The organism is Cysteiniphilum litorale (genome assembly GCF_003428165.1).
GTDB classification, from domain to species: Bacteria; Pseudomonadota; Gammaproteobacteria; order Francisellales; family Francisellaceae; genus Caedibacter; species Caedibacter litoralis.
The window spans coordinates 1-17,574 of sequence record NZ_QLIQ01000021.1; the positions used below are offsets into that span (position 1 = coordinate 1).

15 protein-coding genes are annotated in these 17,574 nt (G+C 34.7%); 9 read left to right on the forward strand and 6 right to left on the reverse strand.

What is annotated here, in order from left to right:
- A partial coding sequence (locus DNJ75_RS08965; protein WP_157968281.1) for an AAA family ATPase occupies positions 1-5,200 on the reverse strand: 5,200 nt, incomplete at its 3' end.
- Positions 5,201-5,423: 223 nt separating this feature from the next.
- Between DNJ75_RS08965 and DNJ75_RS08970 the strand changes: the two genes are divergently transcribed.
- From DNJ75_RS08970 to DNJ75_RS08985, 4 genes are all read left to right on the forward strand, one after another.
- On the forward strand, positions 5,424-5,702 hold the full coding sequence (locus DNJ75_RS08970; protein WP_117003118.1) for a hypothetical protein: 279 nt from the start codon (positions 5,424-5,426) through the stop codon (positions 5,700-5,702).
- Positions 5,703-5,785: 83 nt separating this feature from the next.
- Positions 5,786-6,166, forward strand: a complete 381-nt coding sequence (locus DNJ75_RS08975) for a hypothetical protein (RefSeq protein ID WP_117003119.1) — start codon at positions 5,786-5,788, stop codon at positions 6,164-6,166.
- 375 nt (positions 6,167-6,541) lie between these two features.
- Complete coding sequence (locus DNJ75_RS08980; RefSeq protein ID WP_117003120.1) at positions 6,542-7,303, forward strand: ParB/RepB/Spo0J family partition protein; 762 nt, start codon at positions 6,542-6,544, stop codon at positions 7,301-7,303.
- 25 nt (positions 7,304-7,328) lie between these two features.
- Positions 7,329-8,291, forward strand: a complete 963-nt coding sequence (locus DNJ75_RS08985) for a hypothetical protein (RefSeq protein ID WP_117003121.1) — start codon at positions 7,329-7,331, stop codon at positions 8,289-8,291.
- Between the two features lie 14 nt (positions 8,292-8,305).
- Here DNJ75_RS08985 and DNJ75_RS08990 read toward each other — a convergent pair whose 3' ends face one another.
- From DNJ75_RS08990 to DNJ75_RS09005, 4 genes are all read right to left on the reverse strand, one after another.
- Positions 8,306-8,518, reverse strand: coding sequence for a hypothetical protein (locus DNJ75_RS08990; protein WP_117003122.1), 213 nt, complete (start codon positions 8,516-8,518; stop codon positions 8,306-8,308).
- Positions 8,519-8,522: 4 nt separating this feature from the next.
- The gene (locus DNJ75_RS08995; protein WP_117003123.1) at positions 8,523-9,416 is read right to left on the reverse strand and encodes a ParB/RepB/Spo0J family partition protein; all 894 of its coding nucleotides are present in this window, start codon (positions 9,414-9,416) and stop codon (positions 8,523-8,525) included.
- A gap of 33 nt (positions 9,417-9,449) precedes the next feature.
- The gene (locus DNJ75_RS09000; RefSeq protein ID WP_117003124.1) at positions 9,450-10,079 is read right to left on the reverse strand and encodes a ParA family protein; all 630 of its coding nucleotides are present in this window, start codon (positions 10,077-10,079) and stop codon (positions 9,450-9,452) included.
- 218 nt (positions 10,080-10,297) lie between these two features.
- A complete protein-coding gene (locus DNJ75_RS09005; protein WP_117003125.1) occupies positions 10,298-11,836 on the reverse strand; it encodes a replication initiation protein in 1,539 nt (512 codons plus the stop codon).
- A gap of 463 nt (positions 11,837-12,299) precedes the next feature.
- On the opposite strand from DNJ75_RS09005, the gene DNJ75_RS09010 reads away from it, so the two are divergent.
- The 5 genes from DNJ75_RS09010 to DNJ75_RS09030 all read left to right on the forward strand — a co-directional run bounded on the left by DNJ75_RS09010 (position 12,300) and on the right by DNJ75_RS09030 (position 16,868).
- On the forward strand, positions 12,300-12,698 hold the full coding sequence (locus DNJ75_RS09010) for a hypothetical protein (RefSeq protein WP_117003126.1): 399 nt from the start codon (positions 12,300-12,302) through the stop codon (positions 12,696-12,698).
- Between the two features lie 78 nt (positions 12,699-12,776).
- Positions 12,777-13,082 carry a hypothetical protein gene (locus tag DNJ75_RS09015; protein WP_117003127.1) on the forward strand — a complete coding sequence of 102 codons (306 nt, stop codon included), beginning with the start codon at positions 12,777-12,779 and terminating at the stop codon, positions 13,080-13,082.
- Between the two features lie 51 nt (positions 13,083-13,133).
- Entirely contained in the window at positions 13,134-14,564 is a 1,431-nt protein-coding gene (locus DNJ75_RS09020; protein ID WP_157968284.1) for a peptide MFS transporter, read from the forward strand.
- Positions 14,561-15,949, forward strand: a complete 1,389-nt coding sequence (locus DNJ75_RS09025) for an MFS transporter (RefSeq protein ID WP_117003129.1) — start codon at positions 14,561-14,563, stop codon at positions 15,947-15,949. Before DNJ75_RS09020 ends, DNJ75_RS09025 begins: the two co-directional genes overlap by 4 nt.
- The gene (locus DNJ75_RS09030; protein ID WP_117003130.1) at positions 15,942-16,868 is read left to right on the forward strand and encodes a sugar ABC transporter substrate-binding protein; all 927 of its coding nucleotides are present in this window, start codon (positions 15,942-15,944) and stop codon (positions 16,866-16,868) included. The genes DNJ75_RS09025 and DNJ75_RS09030 overlap by 8 nt, the downstream gene beginning before the upstream one ends.
- Here the strand turns inward: DNJ75_RS09030 and DNJ75_RS09035 are convergent.
- Positions 16,840-17,571, reverse strand: coding sequence for an SAM-dependent methyltransferase (locus DNJ75_RS09035; protein ID WP_117003131.1), 732 nt, complete (start codon positions 17,569-17,571; stop codon positions 16,840-16,842). The two genes, DNJ75_RS09030 and DNJ75_RS09035, sit on opposite strands and share 29 nt — an antisense overlap.
- Positions 17,572-17,574: the final 3 nt, after the last annotated feature.

Below are 17,574 nucleotides of genomic sequence, written 5' to 3' on the forward strand. Positions count from 1 at the left end.
TATCACGCAACTGCTTCTGAGTTTCTGCATCAGTTGCTAAAAGCTCAGGATTTTTTTGCGCAAGTTTGTAAGCCATTTCATTACGCACGGCAATCGTGTAATAGTAATTCTCTTTAGAGCTTGCAATCTCTGCTTTAAGTGAAGCCTCTTCAATATTTTCTTTATTTACTTTATCCGCGCTAATCGATTTTCTAAGCTCAACCAACTGTGCTTCAAGCACTTTGAGTTCTTTCGTTTTATCCGCAATCGTACGACAAATATCACTGTGTTCAGTAATCGCATCAAAGGTTGCCTGATCAGTAGCATTTAATGTCGCGCGTACCTGGCGCAATTTCTCAGGCAGTGCCATCTTATAAAGTGGCAACCACAATAAGCCTGCCTCACGCGCAAGACCATAATAGCCCTTACTATCTTGAGTAAACTGGTAAGCCAGTTTTTCTAACTGTGCTTGCGTTGTTTGCGGATTCAAATAGGCTTCAATCTCTAAACGCTTAGTCTCTCTGGTATGCGCTTTCTCAATACGCTCAATCGTTGTTTGTAAGCGTGATTCATCTTTAATCTGATGCTTAAGAATAGATTGGTAATCAACGCCCTGCTCAACAAGCGCATAAGCATAACGATCGGCTTGTCTGGCAAATTGCACTGAGGTGTTAGCGTAAGCCTGTAAATGCGTTGGTCTAAACACAGAATCAACATAAACATGACCATCAAACGCATGTTGCGTTTTCTTATAATAGCGATAGCTTTGATAAGAAGCATCAAGGTAGTTTTTAACCAAATGTATATCCTGATGCTTGGTTGCTGAAGACAGCGCACGAAGTAATGTTACCTTCTCAAGCTTTTTCACATCTACTTTCGCTTGTTTGTAAACAAGAGCAGCCTGTAAGTGATTACCATAACGCTTGCCATCTGCTAACAACGCTTTAGCTTCTTCAAAACGTGATACACGCTGTAAAGCCAATTGATAACGACGTACACGATCATAATTACCTGCAGCTTCACGTAATCGCTCCAGATCAATTTTCGCAAAATCAATAGCGCCACTATACTGATCAAAATTTTGTACAATATCATATGCTAAGGCATCACGCTGATAACCATAATGCTGCGCCATTTGACGTAAAATGTCTTTGCGATCATTAGGTTGCGTATGTTGATTAGTACCCTTTTCTTTATCATTAAGTGAAGTAAATGAGGTAGATGAAGCATAAGCTTTCTGTTGATCAGCTACGCGATAAAATGCTTGCCAATTTGATCGAGCATGCTTTGCCAATGTTAGATAATCATTAATCACATTGACTGATTGACGGTATGCTTTGGTGCCTCTTAAAACCTGTAAGCGTCTATCAAAGTGCCAGTTAGCAATATTGATATCCTTCCATCCATCACTAAAGGCATGCTCAACATAGCCACTCATCATCGCAAATTGTGATTTGATCTGATGTGCTGTCATCATCTGACCAATGAATGATGCATCAGATGACCTAAAGCGATCAATCAGATCGTTTGCAGTTTTATGCTCTATGGCATGTGACTTAAGCTTAGCCTGGTCAATTCGGAAAAAGTCACCGACTTCTTTTGCAACATCAGAAGACGCTAAGGTTGAAGCAACCGCATTTCTCGATTGCCTTAATAAAGCACAACGCCTTGAAACTGCCTCAATTTTTTCTTTATGCTTATTCTTATTCTCATTATTACCAAGATGATCATCACTTAGTGATTTCAGACTACGAAGCTCAGCATAGCTTTCAAAAAGCGCATGGTTTCGTTGAATATAGTCTCTGGCATCCTTAATAAAGACGCGATACTCCACACCAAAGTGCGCAAAGGCTTTTTCATACTGAACATTAGCCGCCTGATTACGCAGCTCATTGATGAAGTCAAATGCTTGAGTATCTTCATCAAAAGCTTTAAAGATATGCCGCTGATAACTGCCTAAATCATCGATAATCTTAGCAGCTTGCTCTGGCTGCCATAACTGTTTAAGTGTATAAGCTTTAGCAAGTGCGTGAATTTGCTCATGCTTTTCATAAAAATCATATGCCTTGTTAAGTGTGGCACTGGTGATACGATTCGCGTGTAAGCTTTCCGTCAGATCAATGGTGTTGTTTTTAATGCGATGAGCTAACGCACCATGATCAACTTGCGCCTGATAAAGATCATCCCACAAGCCTTGTACCTCTGGATCATTTTGCGCATCAGCCAGTGTGCGCTCACCCAGCACCTCATTAATAGCTTTAGATAACTTGGCAATTTCAATACGTTTATCCGCAAACGAGGCAACAATGCGCGCTTCTTCTCGAATACGTAGCATCTCACGCTGCTCATCACTGATCGCTGCTTCTTTACGCGCCAGTGTTTTTTCAACATAAGCCTGATAATTCGATAAATACAGCCAGGCATCATGTAACTTATCCGCTGTTTTAGAAACCAAGCCTGCGGCACGCTCAGCAATATGCTCACCATCAAACCCACGGTTAATCGCAAAGCGTACCGGATAATCATAAATATGATCTTTTAAGCCACCGCGCGTCACCACTTCTTTAACATGATCAAGATCATTGAAGGTTTCACCATCAACAAATAAATCAAAGTTCTCTCGATGACGTGTACCACCCACCAGAAACAAGTGACGATCCCAACCGACTGAGTCAACATCAGCAAGCGTATGATCAAAAGTAGCACCCTGTAGTTTATGAATTGTCGCAGCATAGGCATAGTTAAAATGATTATACGCAGCCGGATCAAACGTAATGCTTTGTCCTGATTTAAGCGTCACAGTAACGTGCTTTTCATCAACAGCACTCACCGTCCCCATAAAGCCATTCTTAACACCAAGATTTTTATCATTGCGCGTAAACAATAAGCGCTCACCAACAGCAATGGTTAGCTGTTTGTGATTGTCGTTTTTAAAGTGCACACCACCATCAAGCTTTCCTTGTCCAACTAATCGCTCCCGCGCCATCTTATTAAGCGAATCTATACTATCATTCTTATGCGCTAACATCATAACTTCAGATAGTGGTGCACCAGCATCAAGATGTGACTGCCAACGCTCAAGCATCGCAGTATGCTTGTCTTTACCCTGATCATAAAAATGAACATGTCCATGCGATTGATAAAGATCAAAACCTTTGCCTGTATCCTGCGTTTCAAAATTAACCGTTGCCTCACGCTGCCAGTCTTTCTTCTGACGAATAATATCCGTCATCTTAGAAGCGCCAACCTCATCAATGATTGAGCGCATCGATGCACCTGGTCCAATCGGCTGCGTTTGCTCATCATCACCAATACCAACAAGCTTCGCTTCGGCTTGCACCACATGTTTCATCAAACGATGTGCATCATCTAGTGCCAGCATCCCAAACTCATCAACAACGATAATATCACGCTTAGATAAACGTAAATGCCCTTTATCTAACTGATAAAGTAACGATGCCGCAGTATGTGACTTAATATCAGAAGAAGATTGAAGCTCAGCAGCTGCCGCACCAGATAGCGCCGTACCGACAACATTAAAGCCCGCCTTTTGCCATATTTCATTGGCAAGCTTCATCATAAAGCTCTTACCCGTACCCGCAAAACCAACAGTCACACCAATGGATTTACCTTGAAGTAAATGACGCAATGACTGCTCTTGGGTTGGACGTAAGTCATAAGATTTTAATACTTTGGCAATGTCAGTATCATAAACATGAAAGCCTTTACGCTTATTAAGCGTCCTGGCCATATCACGCAAATCGAGCTCTTTATCAAAATGCAGCTTGGTGGTATAGCTGTCTCGTCCATCAATACCAACACCCAAATAGACCAGTTTCTGATCTTGAATAACCTTCTGATACACCGCATTAAAGTTTTGTGTACCCACCTCATCGTGCTCAAAAACCGATTCTTTGATCTGCTTATCACTAAAAATTCCATGATTGGCTTCGAGTTTTTCAATCACTTGATACGTCAAAGCAGATTGTGAAAGCGGTGAGTTAGTTTGATTATTAACCAAATCAGCCTGATGAGTACTTACCGTATACTTATCAACATCACCCTTAATGTCAGAGGATAGACTAGAAATAACACTATTTTGAACGATCGAGGGAGTGCTATTTTTTGAGTCAGCAGCTATTTTCGCGACAGAATCATGGGAAGGTAGCTGACCATTGACAGAATTTTTAGGCGCAGTGTCAATGTCATTTGTGGTTTTAGCTGCCAATGGTAAAGGTGAAAAAGGAGAAACAGCGTCATTTTGTTCACCCTTCCCTAGCGTCTCATCTGCACTTTCTTCAGTCTTTTCTGTTATATTTTCACTTATCTTTTCTTTTATTTTTTCTTCTTTTTCTATATTTTCATGCTGCTGACTTTTAACAATACTCAACACGTCATTCGGTACTGCAAAACGGGATAACTCCTCTTCAACATGTGCTGAATCAATGCAAACATGTTCCTGCTCAAGCTTCTTAATAATGATCTCTGGATTGTCTTGAATCTTTAATAAATTCTCAGCTTTGATTAATTGATTTTGCGCTAGTTTATACTTTTGATGTTCGCTATCTTTCATGTGTTTAGCTTTGCCAACTTTCTTCATAGGCACTAGATCAAGACCACGATCAGCGTAACTTCTATGATCAATTTGAACATCTAAACCTTTGCGCTTTGCAAATTCATTGACACACTCAGACCACTCACTTCTAACCTTAAGATACATTTCCTTAAGCTCACCCATCTTCAATTGCATCTTGTTACTGAAACCTGTTTCAGTTAATTGACGCATGGGCATTAAAATATGAAAGTGCGGATTGTTCTTTTCCCAGTGCATGGCAACATCAGCAAACATGCCATCAATAGCAATATACTTTGTAACAAACTCATCAACTAACTCTTTGGCATCAGCAAAACTAAATTCCAACGGAATAGAAACATCATCATGAAAACAAAGTTGCGCACGTGGATGCTTTTCAATAAGCTCTATGCGATTCCATATTTGATCAGATAGCTCTTTACTTGAGTCAAACTTTTTTACCCATTCAGGGGCATTCTCAGGTAAATAACTCTTTTTGAAAACAACGTGATTCTTATCACTAAAATCAATTGTCTTATCTAGGCGTATACACTTTTTTGATTCTCCACGAATGTAAGCTGCGGCAAATACCGCATTAAAGCCTTCTGCTCGCTTACCGAAGTTTCGGGAGTAGTGATAAATCGCCATCTAGTACTATTCAATCATTATATTGATACCCAGTACTTTAGCAGATCGCACAGTAAGTCGCAAGACTTACACAAGTGCGCATTAGGTTAGGAACGCAAAAACCAAGGTGCCGATCTGGTCACAACCTAATGTTCTAATGAATTCGCTACGCTCATGTTTTCTTAAGAGTCCTTTGCTGCTATCATGAACCTGTCATAATCAGATTAAAATTAAGGAAGTTTTGATGGCTGCCAAGAAAAAGACACCACAAGAACGTAAAGCGGATATTCAAAAGCAAATCGATGAGCTTAAAAAACTGGAAGCAAAGATTGACAAAGATCGCGCTGATAAAGTTGGTAAGTTGGCACTCAAATATGGCGTGACTAATCTGGAAGATGACATCATCGAAAAAGAGTTTAAAGCCATTGCCGAAAAATACAAAGAAGATAAAGAGATGATGAATAAATTGGATGATGAAGTAAAAAAGTCATCATCAGACTCAACCGCAAGCGCACCGAGTTAACTTCCCTTTCAGTACGTGAACGCAAAAAGGACTCACGGCAAAAGTTCTTAATCGGTCTTGCCTTTGAAAAAGCAAACCTTGAGTTGTTCTTAAAACCACAATGCACATTTTGTAAATTATCGGCAGACAAGGTCAACCATTATATAAACTCAGCATTTGCAACAGCAGTCTGCAAAAAAGCAATTGAGTTAATTGAAAGTAATGTGCAAGAGCATGATTTTTATAAAATCGGTTCTGCGGTTTTTAATGCGCGTAACTATGAATACCAAAGTAGTAAAAATAGTAAACGTGATCAACTCTTTGCCCTGTTTGGCCAGGAGTACGAGAAAATACGTTTCCACAATATTGTGCGTTTGGGTGGTGACATCATTGCTTCAGGGTTGAGTGAATATCACAAAGCAACCGTGGTGGGGTCAATCCACTTTATCGCCAAGCAATATTTCAATGTGGATCATACACTGTGAAGTCAATCATACTTCATAACCACAATTTCGTTGTCGATATTTTCCAACACACAACAACTCGACACACTTCATAAGTGCACCACCCTTCTGCCAAGTAAGTAAAGTCATCACGGCACTTATTCGGTCTCGTTGTTTTTGATTTCCCATTGGGATTATTTATTTTTTAATTTTATATTTTTCATATAATTATTATTTAGCTATATTAATTACTATTTTAAACAACGATATAAAGCGTTTTAAAGCGATCTACAGTAAGTTCTAAAGCAATCTGTTCGCGCGTACAGATAATTAATAAAAACTATTTTAAATTAATTACTTGATATTTTATTTATATAATGATAAATATGGCACTATAAATAGTTACATGGAATTATTATGGAAGTTATTGAAATTAATCCAAGCCAATGTAAGCGATGGGAGTTTGCCGATCGATCTGCCTTTGAATTTGGTGACATTCACGCCCTTGGCATGGACATCAAAAAAAATGGTCAGGTTGAACCCGTCATGGTCAGGCCACTTAAAAATGATGCGCAATACAAATATGAAGTGATTGCTGGTAGCAGACGGTGGAAAGCATGTCTTGAGCTCGATATTGATTTAAGAGTCATTGTTAAAGACATCTCTGACGAGCAGGCTTATTTCCTTCAGCTGCGTGAAAATGAAAAGCAGCCTATCTCAGATTACTCCAGGGGCATTCACTTTCAGAAGCTACTGGATAGCAATAAAACAACGGTTGCTGAAATCGCAAGTTACCTGCATTGCTCAAAAGAGAAAGTATACGACTTATTGTCGTTTAATAAGGTGCCACAGCAAATTTGGGATGCTGTGATCAATATGGGTAAGGTCAGCTGCCGATCGTCCAAGGTAATCGCTCTATTAGCCCGTAAAGGCGATGAATATATCGCAGCTTTAATTGAAATCGCTGAAGACATCCGCAAAGGCGCAGGTTGTAAAAAAATCGAGAAGCTTGTTAATGAGATCGTTCATGGCGAACAAGATATCGATGATCATAAAGAAATCATCACTGATCATGGCCAAGTTATTGGTAAATGGGTTAAAAATACCATCGTCTTTGATCAGAGCTTTATAATCTCTCAAGATCAAATTGAACAAGCACTAAAGGAATTGATAAACTAAGGGCAGAATATTTGAGGAGAGAAAAATGGAACTTTTAAATGCAATTAAATCGCTTGGTGCTTTTGCTGTTTATCTTTTTAATCAATGGTTTGAGTGGGCTTGGTATCTTAAATTTTTATCTAGCCTAGTATTGCTCTTCATAATTTTTTTCATTGGCATATTTACTTTAGCAATATTTTATGGATATCAAAAGCCGACTATGCTTAATGATAAAGAAACACAGATACTTGGAATGTTTGTAAATAAGAAAAATATGGAGGGAGATAAAGATTATGGCACACCAGGAAGCATGAGCCTACAACTTATAATCATATTTTTGTTTTTTGGTGTAATCACATACTATTGTTTCTCTATACCATGGATCGGTATAAAAGCAGCTATAATCACAGTACTTATAAGTATCGCAATTTACTATTTCAAGATCGTTATTAACTATGGCTACGCCATTTTACCAGCGATTTTGATAATAACCACAATAACAATCTTACTTTCTCTGAATTCCTTTAATTTTGGATTACCTGACTTTCCACCACACTATATTTTTGACTGGTGGGGACTAGGAATTAATTCAACAAGCAATAGTGTCCACATTTTACCATTTCCAAATATTACTGTTAACGCAACTGATTACGAGATTAATTTTAACCAGTACTACTATTTATTAGTTCTTCTGATTAGCCTTTATGGAATATTTCTTAATTTATCTAACCTTGTTAAATGGCGTAATAAAAATTATGATAAATCTATCAAAATAAAAACGGACTCATCAATTGAAATTGATATTAGTAATGTACAAGAGACTATAAATAACGAGAGAAAAATTTATAACCAACTTAAAGATATTGGCTTTAGCCAGGATAGCATCAATATAATAAAGTCAGAGCATAGTGACTTAACAATATCTGAAGTATTACATGATATGATCAAACAAAACCCAGACAACCAGAAAAAATACATCATTAACAGACTTAATAGCTTTCAATCTTAGCGTTACGCGCGTAACTATTTTTTATTTATGTGATTTTCATAGTAATATGATACAATTTCATCTATAACTTCACCTCTTCTACGGAAATTTAAAGCTATCTTTAAACTCCCTATTTTTTCTAAAGTATCTTTATTTAGCCAATCAGAAAATTGAACCTTCCCAGATTCTTTTAAAGCGTCCCTAATTTTTTTCTGACTTTTTTTAAGTACTTCTAATCTATCAGACATTACTTTATCCAAAGTACTTAATCATTAATTTTTCAAAATCATTTATAAACACATCATAGTTATCTTTGTCTATAAGTTCTTTTTCTAAATTAATTCGTCTTCCTGAAACATGTGCCAAAACTCTACTATTACTTCTAATTGTTTTTTCTTTATCTACCTTAATTTTTTTATTTAAAATTTTATCAACCTCTTGCTTGATTCTTTTCTCACCATATCCAAGTCTAATTTTATCGGCTATAGATATTAATGCTTTGCAATATTTATCACCTTTATTTGCCAATGAAACAATTTCAATTGACGTTCGTGATGATACTTTGCTCATATCCACAACAGCTTCAATTATTTCACTTGGTATCCTCGAAAAAGATATGAAGTTTTTAATAGATGAGAGAGTTAGACCTACTTTCTGCGCTAAATCTGCTTGTGTGATTTTTTCTGAATTTAAAAGATTTGAATAAAAAATACCTTTTGAATAATCAGATACACTTTCCTTTCTATTTTCATCTACTACACAAGCAATGGCATCATTGAAGGAAAATTCTTTAATAATAGCTTCGACTTTTATATTTATGCTTTTACATGCAAGCCATCTACGATAACCGGCAATTACAACATACTTTGCTTCTTTGTTAGACTGAGCTTTAAAAACTTCATTTTGATTTGTTATTACTATCGGTTGAGCTTGTCCGTTATTCTGTATGCTATAGGCAAGTTCTTCTATATTACCTAGTTCAAACTCTTTCCTGTCTCTATATTCCCAGTTATCTATTTGATCTGTTTCTATAATCTCGACAGCACCAACATAGCCCATAGCACTTTTAGCATCTGCTAACCGCTCTGCTATAACTTTGTTTTCAGTCTCTGATTTCAAACTAAATCCATTATTTTTTTTACTCATACTTAATCCTCCAAAAAGTTACGCGCGTAACTTTTAATTTGTATATTCTATAACTTCTTTTGCCAGATTCTTAAACTCTCTATGTGAATCACTATCTGGTTGATACTCTCCCACCCATAATCCATGAAATTGAGCTTCCATAACACATGATTTTAAAGTGATATTGGTTTTAAATCCGTTTAGTTCTGAAATCGAGCTTATTAGTTCTTGTGACAGGTTGTGCCTTTTTTGTGTTCTTACTGCTAATAACCTATATGGTTTTCTGCATTCATCTGCAATTTCCATAGATTTAATCAAAGCTTTTTGATCACTTAAACTAGGTGAAGAGGGAATAATAACAAAATCACTCGCCAAAGTTGCTTTAAAAGCTTCCCCTTGAAAGTTTGGCGGTGTATCAATAATGATAAAATCATATTCCTTTCTTAATTGATTAATCATTTCCTTTGGGGACTCTTCACACAATAATGTATCAACATCAAATTTAGATATTCCTGTAGCCATACCTTGCTCTTTCCAACCTAAAGCATCAGGTTTATCTTTATCTATGTCTACAATTATAACTTTATGATTAAAATCTTTAGCCAAAGACCACGCTAAATTTACACTTGTTGCTGTTTTTCCTGCACCACCTTTTCCTGAAATAACAGCTATTACTTTAGACATAATTAATACTCCATCAATAAAACACCAGTATATTATATTGGCTTAAATATACTAGTCAACTTTTTCCAAAGTTACGCGCGTAACTTTCACTAAATTCATTGATATAAATTTCTTATATTCCAATAAAAGTTACAAAATTTTGCCGAAAAAATTACTAAAGAGCTCAAAGCGTCGCTATTCAATCGCAGCACGCAGCAGGAATTTGTACTCCAAAAAAATTAAACCAAATCTGCAATAGCCACTTTGAGCATATTAATCTCTTTTTCAACTAACCCTTTAGCTTTTCCACTAACTTTTTCAAGCTCCTTCTTCTTAGCTTTCAAATCTTCTTTAAGCTTCGCTATTCTTTCTTCCTTACTAGCAACTTCTAATTTTTCAACCATAGACTTAATGTTAGCGTAGTTTAAAAAATCTCCCTTAAATCTTAATGTAAGGTAGTAGGGTGACATACTTTCAAGATCTTCATACTGACCCACAACACCTTTTAAGCACCTAAGCATATCGATCTCTAATTCATCAGTAAGCTTTTTATTAACTTCATGCTTTGCAAGTAAAACAAGTATTTGCTGTTCATTGTTATTGATGTAAGCATCAAAGCTATTAAACCTTTCCATTTCTTGAGCTTTACGATCTTGCGCCAATTCCTCTGCGAAATTCATAGCCGCCTTAATTTCTTTTGAGCTTTTACTGTTGGCAGAGTTTTCAATACAAGAAACTAGATATCCACTAATGTTTTTAATATCTCTGCCTCTTTGGATCTCACCTAATAGCTTTTCAATACCTGTCTTGCAAGCATCTACGCCATAACCTCTAACATACTCTAAGGCTTTACTTCTCGGTATACCGTAAGAAAAAAGTTGTGCTGACATAATCATTTCCTGCTCACTCAAATCAAGATTAAGTTGTTCATCTGTTGATTTATGCTCTATTTCCGAATATTGTCGTTTCGGTTGTTCTAATTGCTTATTTTTATCTTTTTTCTGTGAAAATTTGAGGGTTATATCCGTAAAGCGTTTACCTGTTTTATGAAGTTCATATTCAAATGAAATATCTGTTTTGTCATTGATTTCACTATAAACAACATCTAAAACCCTACTTCTTAATCTTGGGATATTATCGTATTTACCATAGAGACCAATTCTATTTTTTAATTCATCTATACTAATTTTTATTTGCAAGTCAGAATTAAATCTATTTTGAGCAATTTTACATATTAAATAAATTCTTGCTGAATATAGGTTTTTCAGACCTGCTATATTTTTGTAGTCTAACTTGGTATAATTCACTAAGACTACAAAGTAAGGTAGCATATCATTATGTATATCAATAGTAATTGTTCCTTTATTGTCATCATATCTAGCCTTAGAGAACCATTGTACTTTTTCAAATGACTTTTTATTAGTTGGGTCAAACGGGTTCGGTAATGTAGTTATTTTTGTTAATAAGTCATCACATGATCTTGATATCTCTCTCGAAATATTTGCATATGAAACACCTGTTATTTCTTGATACTTAACTCTACTTATATTATATGATCTAGGAACAGTCTCTAGGTGTTCCTGTATTTTATTATTATCAAAACTATCAATTTCGGAATCTTTCTTAATGAAAATTCTATAGTCAGACATTTCACATGCTATCAAATATGCTAATTTAAAGCCGTTTAAGGTCCATTCACCATTTTCTGGAATACCAGATAAAACCGTGTTAGAAACATATTTATTGTTTAGAAATTCCATATTCATTATTTTAGACATTATATATTAACCTCTATATACCATAATAACACACCAAAAGCTGACAATAAATAGATTTGTCAGTTTAACTCATCAATTTGTCAGTTTAACTCATCAATTTGTCAGTTTAACTCATCAATTTGTCAGTTTAACTCATCAATTCGTCAGTTTAACTCATCAATTTGTCAGTTTAACTCATCAATTTGTCAGTTTAACTCATCAATTCGTCAGTTTAACTCATCAATTTGTCAGTTTTTTATTGTGTAAAATAAATCTGATTATTTATATAATAAGGGATTACGCTATTACTACAACAATTTAATCAGATGCTTTAAATATTAGATTGTTATTCATTCACTCGTTGACAATCAATCTAATAGATTAAATAAAATAATAGATCTAATCTATCTAAATTGAATAGATTGATTTTTTCTTTAAATTAGATTACAGTCTGTATTCTCAATATTTGAATTTGATACATAGGATGAAAAAAGGAATTTATTTTTCTTTTGATAAAGTGGGTGGGATAGAACAACTTATTGAAGAAAAACCAACTGCGGCAAGAATATTTTTATTTTTGTCAAAATATAGTAACAACGACAATGTAGTTGTGGCGTCGAGCTCTGTACTTGAAATAGCCTTAAAAAAGAGCAGACCATATTTGTCTAAGTGTATTAAATATTTAAAAGAAAATGGATATCTAGCTGTCCTAAACTCAGGACAAACATCAGTCTATATTTTAAATAGTGAAATACTAATCTCAAGTAAATATGATAATGAATATAAGGACATTGAAATACTGAACGCCACTTTGTTACTGTCTCCAAAAGAGACTAGTATGAAGTCTAATCAATATAGAAATATAAAAAATAAAGGAATTTAATCATGGTTAAATTGACATTTATTTTCATATTATCCCTATTAGTATCTTGTTTTACTTATGGATATAAGGAAATCAGTGATGATTGAATATCTTTTAAAGTTAGATGATGAAAAAGCACCAAGTAAAAGACTTGCTAAAATTAAAGATGGTCATTTTTGTATTAGCTACAAAATGGGTCGCAGAACTGAAACTTACGATATAGCGCTTGAGCGATGTCCAAACCATGCTGAAACAGTTAAATGGGCATTTGATATGGCACTTATTGGGCAAGGAAAAAATGACCAAAGAAGCAGTGGCAGATTGGCTTTTAATCATAATCAAAAGAAAGCTTTTGAAATGATATCTGATAAAGTAACACAAATGTTGAATAAAAAAACAAACTAGCATAAACTTCGTGCGTTTTAAATATCCAGTCATGGAAAGAGGGGGGTTATATTGATAAGGAATAGCTTATTAACTATATTTATTGTTCAGGTGTTTTCAACGGTAAGCTTTGCGGTGTTGTATTCAAGCCTATCACTATATATGACGGATGCATTTAATTTTAGTTCAGCAAATGCCTATGCTATTGTTGCTGTATTTTTGGTATATAACTATGGTTTGCATATGCTTGGCAGCTACCTTGGTGGTTTGCTTAGTAGCTATAGAATGCTATTTGTCTTAGGTATGCTGTTTCAAACAGTAGCTTGTTTTGTGTTGATTTTGCCATCAGTACATTTGATGTATCTAGGCTTAACCTTATTTTTGATAGGTGTTGGATTAAATACCCCTTGCCTTAATATGATGATCACTCAACGGTGTCAAAATGATCACGTAAAACGTGAACGTGCATTTTTATGGAATTATGCAGGGTCAAATATTGGCTTTTTTTTCGGATACACCGCAGCGGGATACTTTCAGTTAAGCCACGCTTATGGGCAATTATTTTTAGTGTCCTCTTTTTTTAATGTGATTGCTTTAATATTTATGGCATTAGGTTGGCACTCAGTGGCAGATGAAAATACGCCTTTGATCGAATCAATTAAGAAATATAGTAGATCAATTTTGACAAAGCGCATGATTGTTTTATTTATTATTTTCTCAATATTGATTCCTTTGATTTATTTGTCGCTGCTTTATCCATTCTCATTAAAAAGTATCGTACTTACTGTATCTGTAAGCTTTATTATCTTTTTTCTTTGGCTTGCTAATAAACAGCCGACAGCACAAGGCAAATCAAATATACGCCAATATGTTTTGTTAGCATTATTCGCCATAGTCTTTTGGTCAATGTACCAATTAGCCCCAATGGGGATTACTTTGTTTGCTGAACATAATGTTAATATGATGCTTTTTGGTCATGAGATTACTCCGCAGTGGTTGGGTAATATAAATGTTGTGGTTATTGCTGTAGGTGGCTTTTTCTTACCAAGTGTGTTTGCTAAAGTTAGACAAAAAACTAGGCTTACAGTATTCACTCAATTTGCTATAGGGCTATTAAGTATAGGTATAGGGTTAACTTTTTTGCCTATAGGTATATTGCTTGCAAATTCATATGGTCAAAGCTCTGTATTATGGGTTAGCCTGTTTTATCTCTTTCAATCAGTTGGTGAATTAATGATTGCACCTATTGGTTATTCGATGATTGCACAACTGGTGCCTGTAAGACATCAAGGTTTGATGATGGGCACTTGGATGCTACTGTGTGGTAGTAGCGCCAGTGTGATTTCTAGCTATCTATCTGGCTTGGTACAAGTATCTTCAAATAATGTTAGTATCATTAAAAGCAACCATGAATATCTTATCTTATTCTCAGTTTTGGCGCTCATCACAGTGATAACTGCAATTTTGTTATATGGAATTAGCAGAAAGGTTAAAATTACATGAAACTTATTAAACGCCCTTTATTTATATTACTAAGTATGCAATTTTTATTTGCGATTGCTTATGGCATGATATATTACTCTGCATATTGGTATTTATTTCAAAATCAGCCTTTTACATCAACGGATATATTAGAGATATTGTTACATATACTCGCTATTTCTGGGGCAATAGGTGTCATTGCATCATTCATAGGTAAGTGCATTATTGATTTTAAACAGCTATTATATTATTCACTTATTTTTCAAGTGGTAGGGTGTTTGCTTCTTGCGTTTAATCAGTATGATTTGATTAGATGCGGATTTGCTATTTATACCGTTGGTTATGGGTTTGTGGTGACGTGTATAACAATTTTACTTGACAACTATTTAATGAGCATCAATGCAAATGAAAATAGGACAAAAATTGTTTTCACATGGGATATTTTGTTTTTTAATGGGGGTATGCTTGTAGGCTGTGTGATTGGGTTGTTTGTTATTGATTTTGGAGTTCTGTTTATATATGGATTTTTATTTTGCGGCCTATCGCTTTTCGTGTATTTATTGGGTTATAACAAAATTACTCTTTACGAAAAAATTAGAGATAAATTGTTTATACGGCACTTAGGTATTATGGCTATATCAGCAGTGCTATTTTTAATTACACTCATTAGCTTCAATAAGGAATGGAGTTTTATTGGAGATAGTCTGATTATTATATCATCTATCATGTTATTTACTTATTTTCTGGTGTATATGTTGAGATCAAACAATTTGACAAAAATTAAAATTAGAACATTTTTGCATTACTTATTTTATATGATTGTGTTTTGGAGTTTCTATCAATTAATGCCATTTTTAACCTCTCATATTTTGATGTTTTATAGTGATAATTATTTTTTAGGTATGGAAATTAGCCTAACATCAAACGGAGTTGGTATTATTAATACAATGGTTATAACTTTCTTTTCATTAATTTTGCCAATCATTTATAAGAGAGTGAAAGTTAAGTATTACATATCTTTTCAATTAAGTTTATTGGTTATGTTAATCTCATTTTCAGTGATGTTTTACTCAACATATGTACTAAGTGATTTGAAAATTGGCTTATTATTTATTATAAGCTTTGTGGTTTTAATTTCACTTAGTGAGGTTTTAATGGTGCCATTGCAGTATACAATTGTTAAGCAGGTAATTAATACGAAAGATAGAGTAGTGTTTTATAGTGGTGTTGCCTTTTTACTTAAGAGTTTATCACCAGTGTTATCAGCTCAACTGTTTAGTGGAGCAGTTGCTAATATTCATAAAATTTCGACGTTTTCATCATTTTTCTTTTTAATATGCTTTGCACTTATTTTGTGTATTTTGTTATTGAAATTTTATTCTAGTAAAAGGTGTATTGATGTATAGACAAGCAAGGGTGATTATGGCATTCATATTCCTGATAGTGATTTTTATCACGATTGGGATTGTAGCTTGGACTAGGCTTGCTAATAAGAATGACGTTGGCGTGGTTATGTCAAATTTATCAAATCCATATTTTGGATATATCACCAAATCAATTAATAGCACTTTGACAGCTCATGGTTATACAGCAACAGTTTTAGATGCTTCTGATAGCTTGAATAGGTCAATTAGAGATATTGATAACTTAGTGAGCAGAGGTTATAAACTTATTATCTTTAACCCAGTTGATTCTAATGAATCTGCAAATGTTATTAAGCGTGCGCAGGCTAAAGGAGTTCGTTTTATTACAGTTGACCGTAGCGTTAAAGGTGTAAAAGTTTTGTCGCATATAGAGTCGAACAATTTTCAAGGTGGGCAATTAGCTGCAAAGTACATATTAAATAAGCTAGGTGATAAATCAAAAATACTTGAATTGCAAGGGTTTAAAGATTCGTCGACAACGCAAGAAAGAACAAAAGGGTTTGCTGATGGGTTAATGGGTAGCAATGCAAAGATTGTTGCAGCTTATGTTGCTAATTATGATAAAAATAAAGCTGAACACTATGCATATCAATTTTTAAAACGTGATAATGAGGTCAATGCAGTATTTGCAGAAAATGATTTAATGGCGCTTGGGGCAGCAGATGCAGCAAAAAGATTAGGTAAAAAATTAGTTATTGTTGGTTATGATGGGATACCAGAAGCAAAAGAAGCTATTAAAAATGGGATATTAGATGCAACTATAGAGCAGCAGCCATTGCAATTGGGTGAAATGGCGGCAAAAGTAGCGATGAATGTTTTGCAAGGTGCTAAAGAGACATTGCATAGTCAACATAAGATTGATGTTGAGTTGCTTAGCTTATCTCAAGGGGGAAAATTATGAGTGAAGAAAGGGAGGTAGTTAAGCATTTATTCATATTTTCTAAGGTTGTTTTTTCACTAATAGGTTCTATGCTTGGGTATAAACTTGCTTCATAAAAATAACATAAGTTATTGCTGCCATAGGCATTAATTAGAACTTCCTGTAACTCTAATAATTTTTTCTTATTATTGTTGTGGTAGTCTATTTCATTCAAATTACCAATAAACCCAACTTGTAGTAAAATAAGATATCCATTTTTATTTATATTCGGTTTTTTTTCTATGAAAGAAGATGCTTCATATACAGAGTAGCCTAAAGTGCAAGGGTCTATCATTAAATCACAAAACATACAGTCTAATGATGATATAGCAGGGCATATTGTAACCTTGATATCTAAGTCTTTACTTTTCATAGCTGTATTGATTGTAGAATCGATGCAAAAAGTTGGATGACCGTATACGGCAAAGCAAACGTTATTATATGATTTGAATGTATTAATGACAAATGAAGTAATGTTATCGTAAGATTCTTGCCTAGGCTTTCCTGAAAAATATAATTTTGAAAGATTAAAGCATTTTTGTGCTTCCTCTTCTATATATTCTTCTATAAGTGGTTCATTAGCTAAATACAGAACAATATCAGAGTTTTTAATGTAGCCAACGGCTTCATGTGTAAGATGAGCAAAGTATTTTATGCCTGTTCCAACAATGACAAGGTTCTTCATCTT

What these genes read in the sequence shown, in the direction of transcription:
- DNJ75_RS08970 (WP_117003118.1), top strand. Translation starts at nt 5,424, where the DNA reads ATGGCTGCCAAGAAAAAGACACCACAAGAACGTAAAGCGGATATTCAA.
- DNJ75_RS08980 (WP_117003120.1), top strand. Translation starts at nt 6,542, where the DNA reads ATGGAAGTTATTGAAATTAATCCAAGCCAATGTAAGCGATGGGAGTTT.
- DNJ75_RS08985 (WP_117003121.1), top strand. Translation starts at nt 7,329, where the DNA reads ATGGAACTTTTAAATGCAATTAAATCGCTTGGTGCTTTTGCTGTTTAT.
- DNJ75_RS08990 (WP_117003122.1), bottom strand. Translation starts at nt 8,518, where the DNA reads ATGTCTGATAGATTAGAAGTACTTAAAAAAAGTCAGAAAAAAATTAGG.
- DNJ75_RS08995 (WP_117003123.1), bottom strand. Translation starts at nt 9,416, where the DNA reads ATGAGTAAAAAAAATAATGGATTTAGTTTGAAATCAGAGACTGAAAAC.
- DNJ75_RS09000 (WP_117003124.1), bottom strand. Translation starts at nt 10,079, where the DNA reads ATGTCTAAAGTAATAGCTGTTATTTCAGGAAAAGGTGGTGCAGGAAAA.
- DNJ75_RS09005 (WP_117003125.1), bottom strand. Translation starts at nt 11,836, where the DNA reads ATGTCTAAAATAATGAATATGGAATTTCTAAACAATAAATATGTTTCT.
- DNJ75_RS09010 (WP_117003126.1), top strand. Translation starts at nt 12,300, where the DNA reads ATGAAAAAAGGAATTTATTTTTCTTTTGATAAAGTGGGTGGGATAGAA.
- DNJ75_RS09015 (WP_117003127.1), top strand. Translation starts at nt 12,777, where the DNA reads ATGATTGAATATCTTTTAAAGTTAGATGATGAAAAAGCACCAAGTAAA.
- DNJ75_RS09025 (WP_117003129.1), top strand. Translation starts at nt 14,561, where the DNA reads ATGAAACTTATTAAACGCCCTTTATTTATATTACTAAGTATGCAATTT.
- DNJ75_RS09030 (WP_117003130.1), top strand. Translation starts at nt 15,942, where the DNA reads ATGTATAGACAAGCAAGGGTGATTATGGCATTCATATTCCTGATAGTG.
- DNJ75_RS09035 (WP_117003131.1), bottom strand. Translation starts at nt 17,571, where the DNA reads ATGAAGAACCTTGTCATTGTTGGAACAGGCATAAAATACTTTGCTCAT.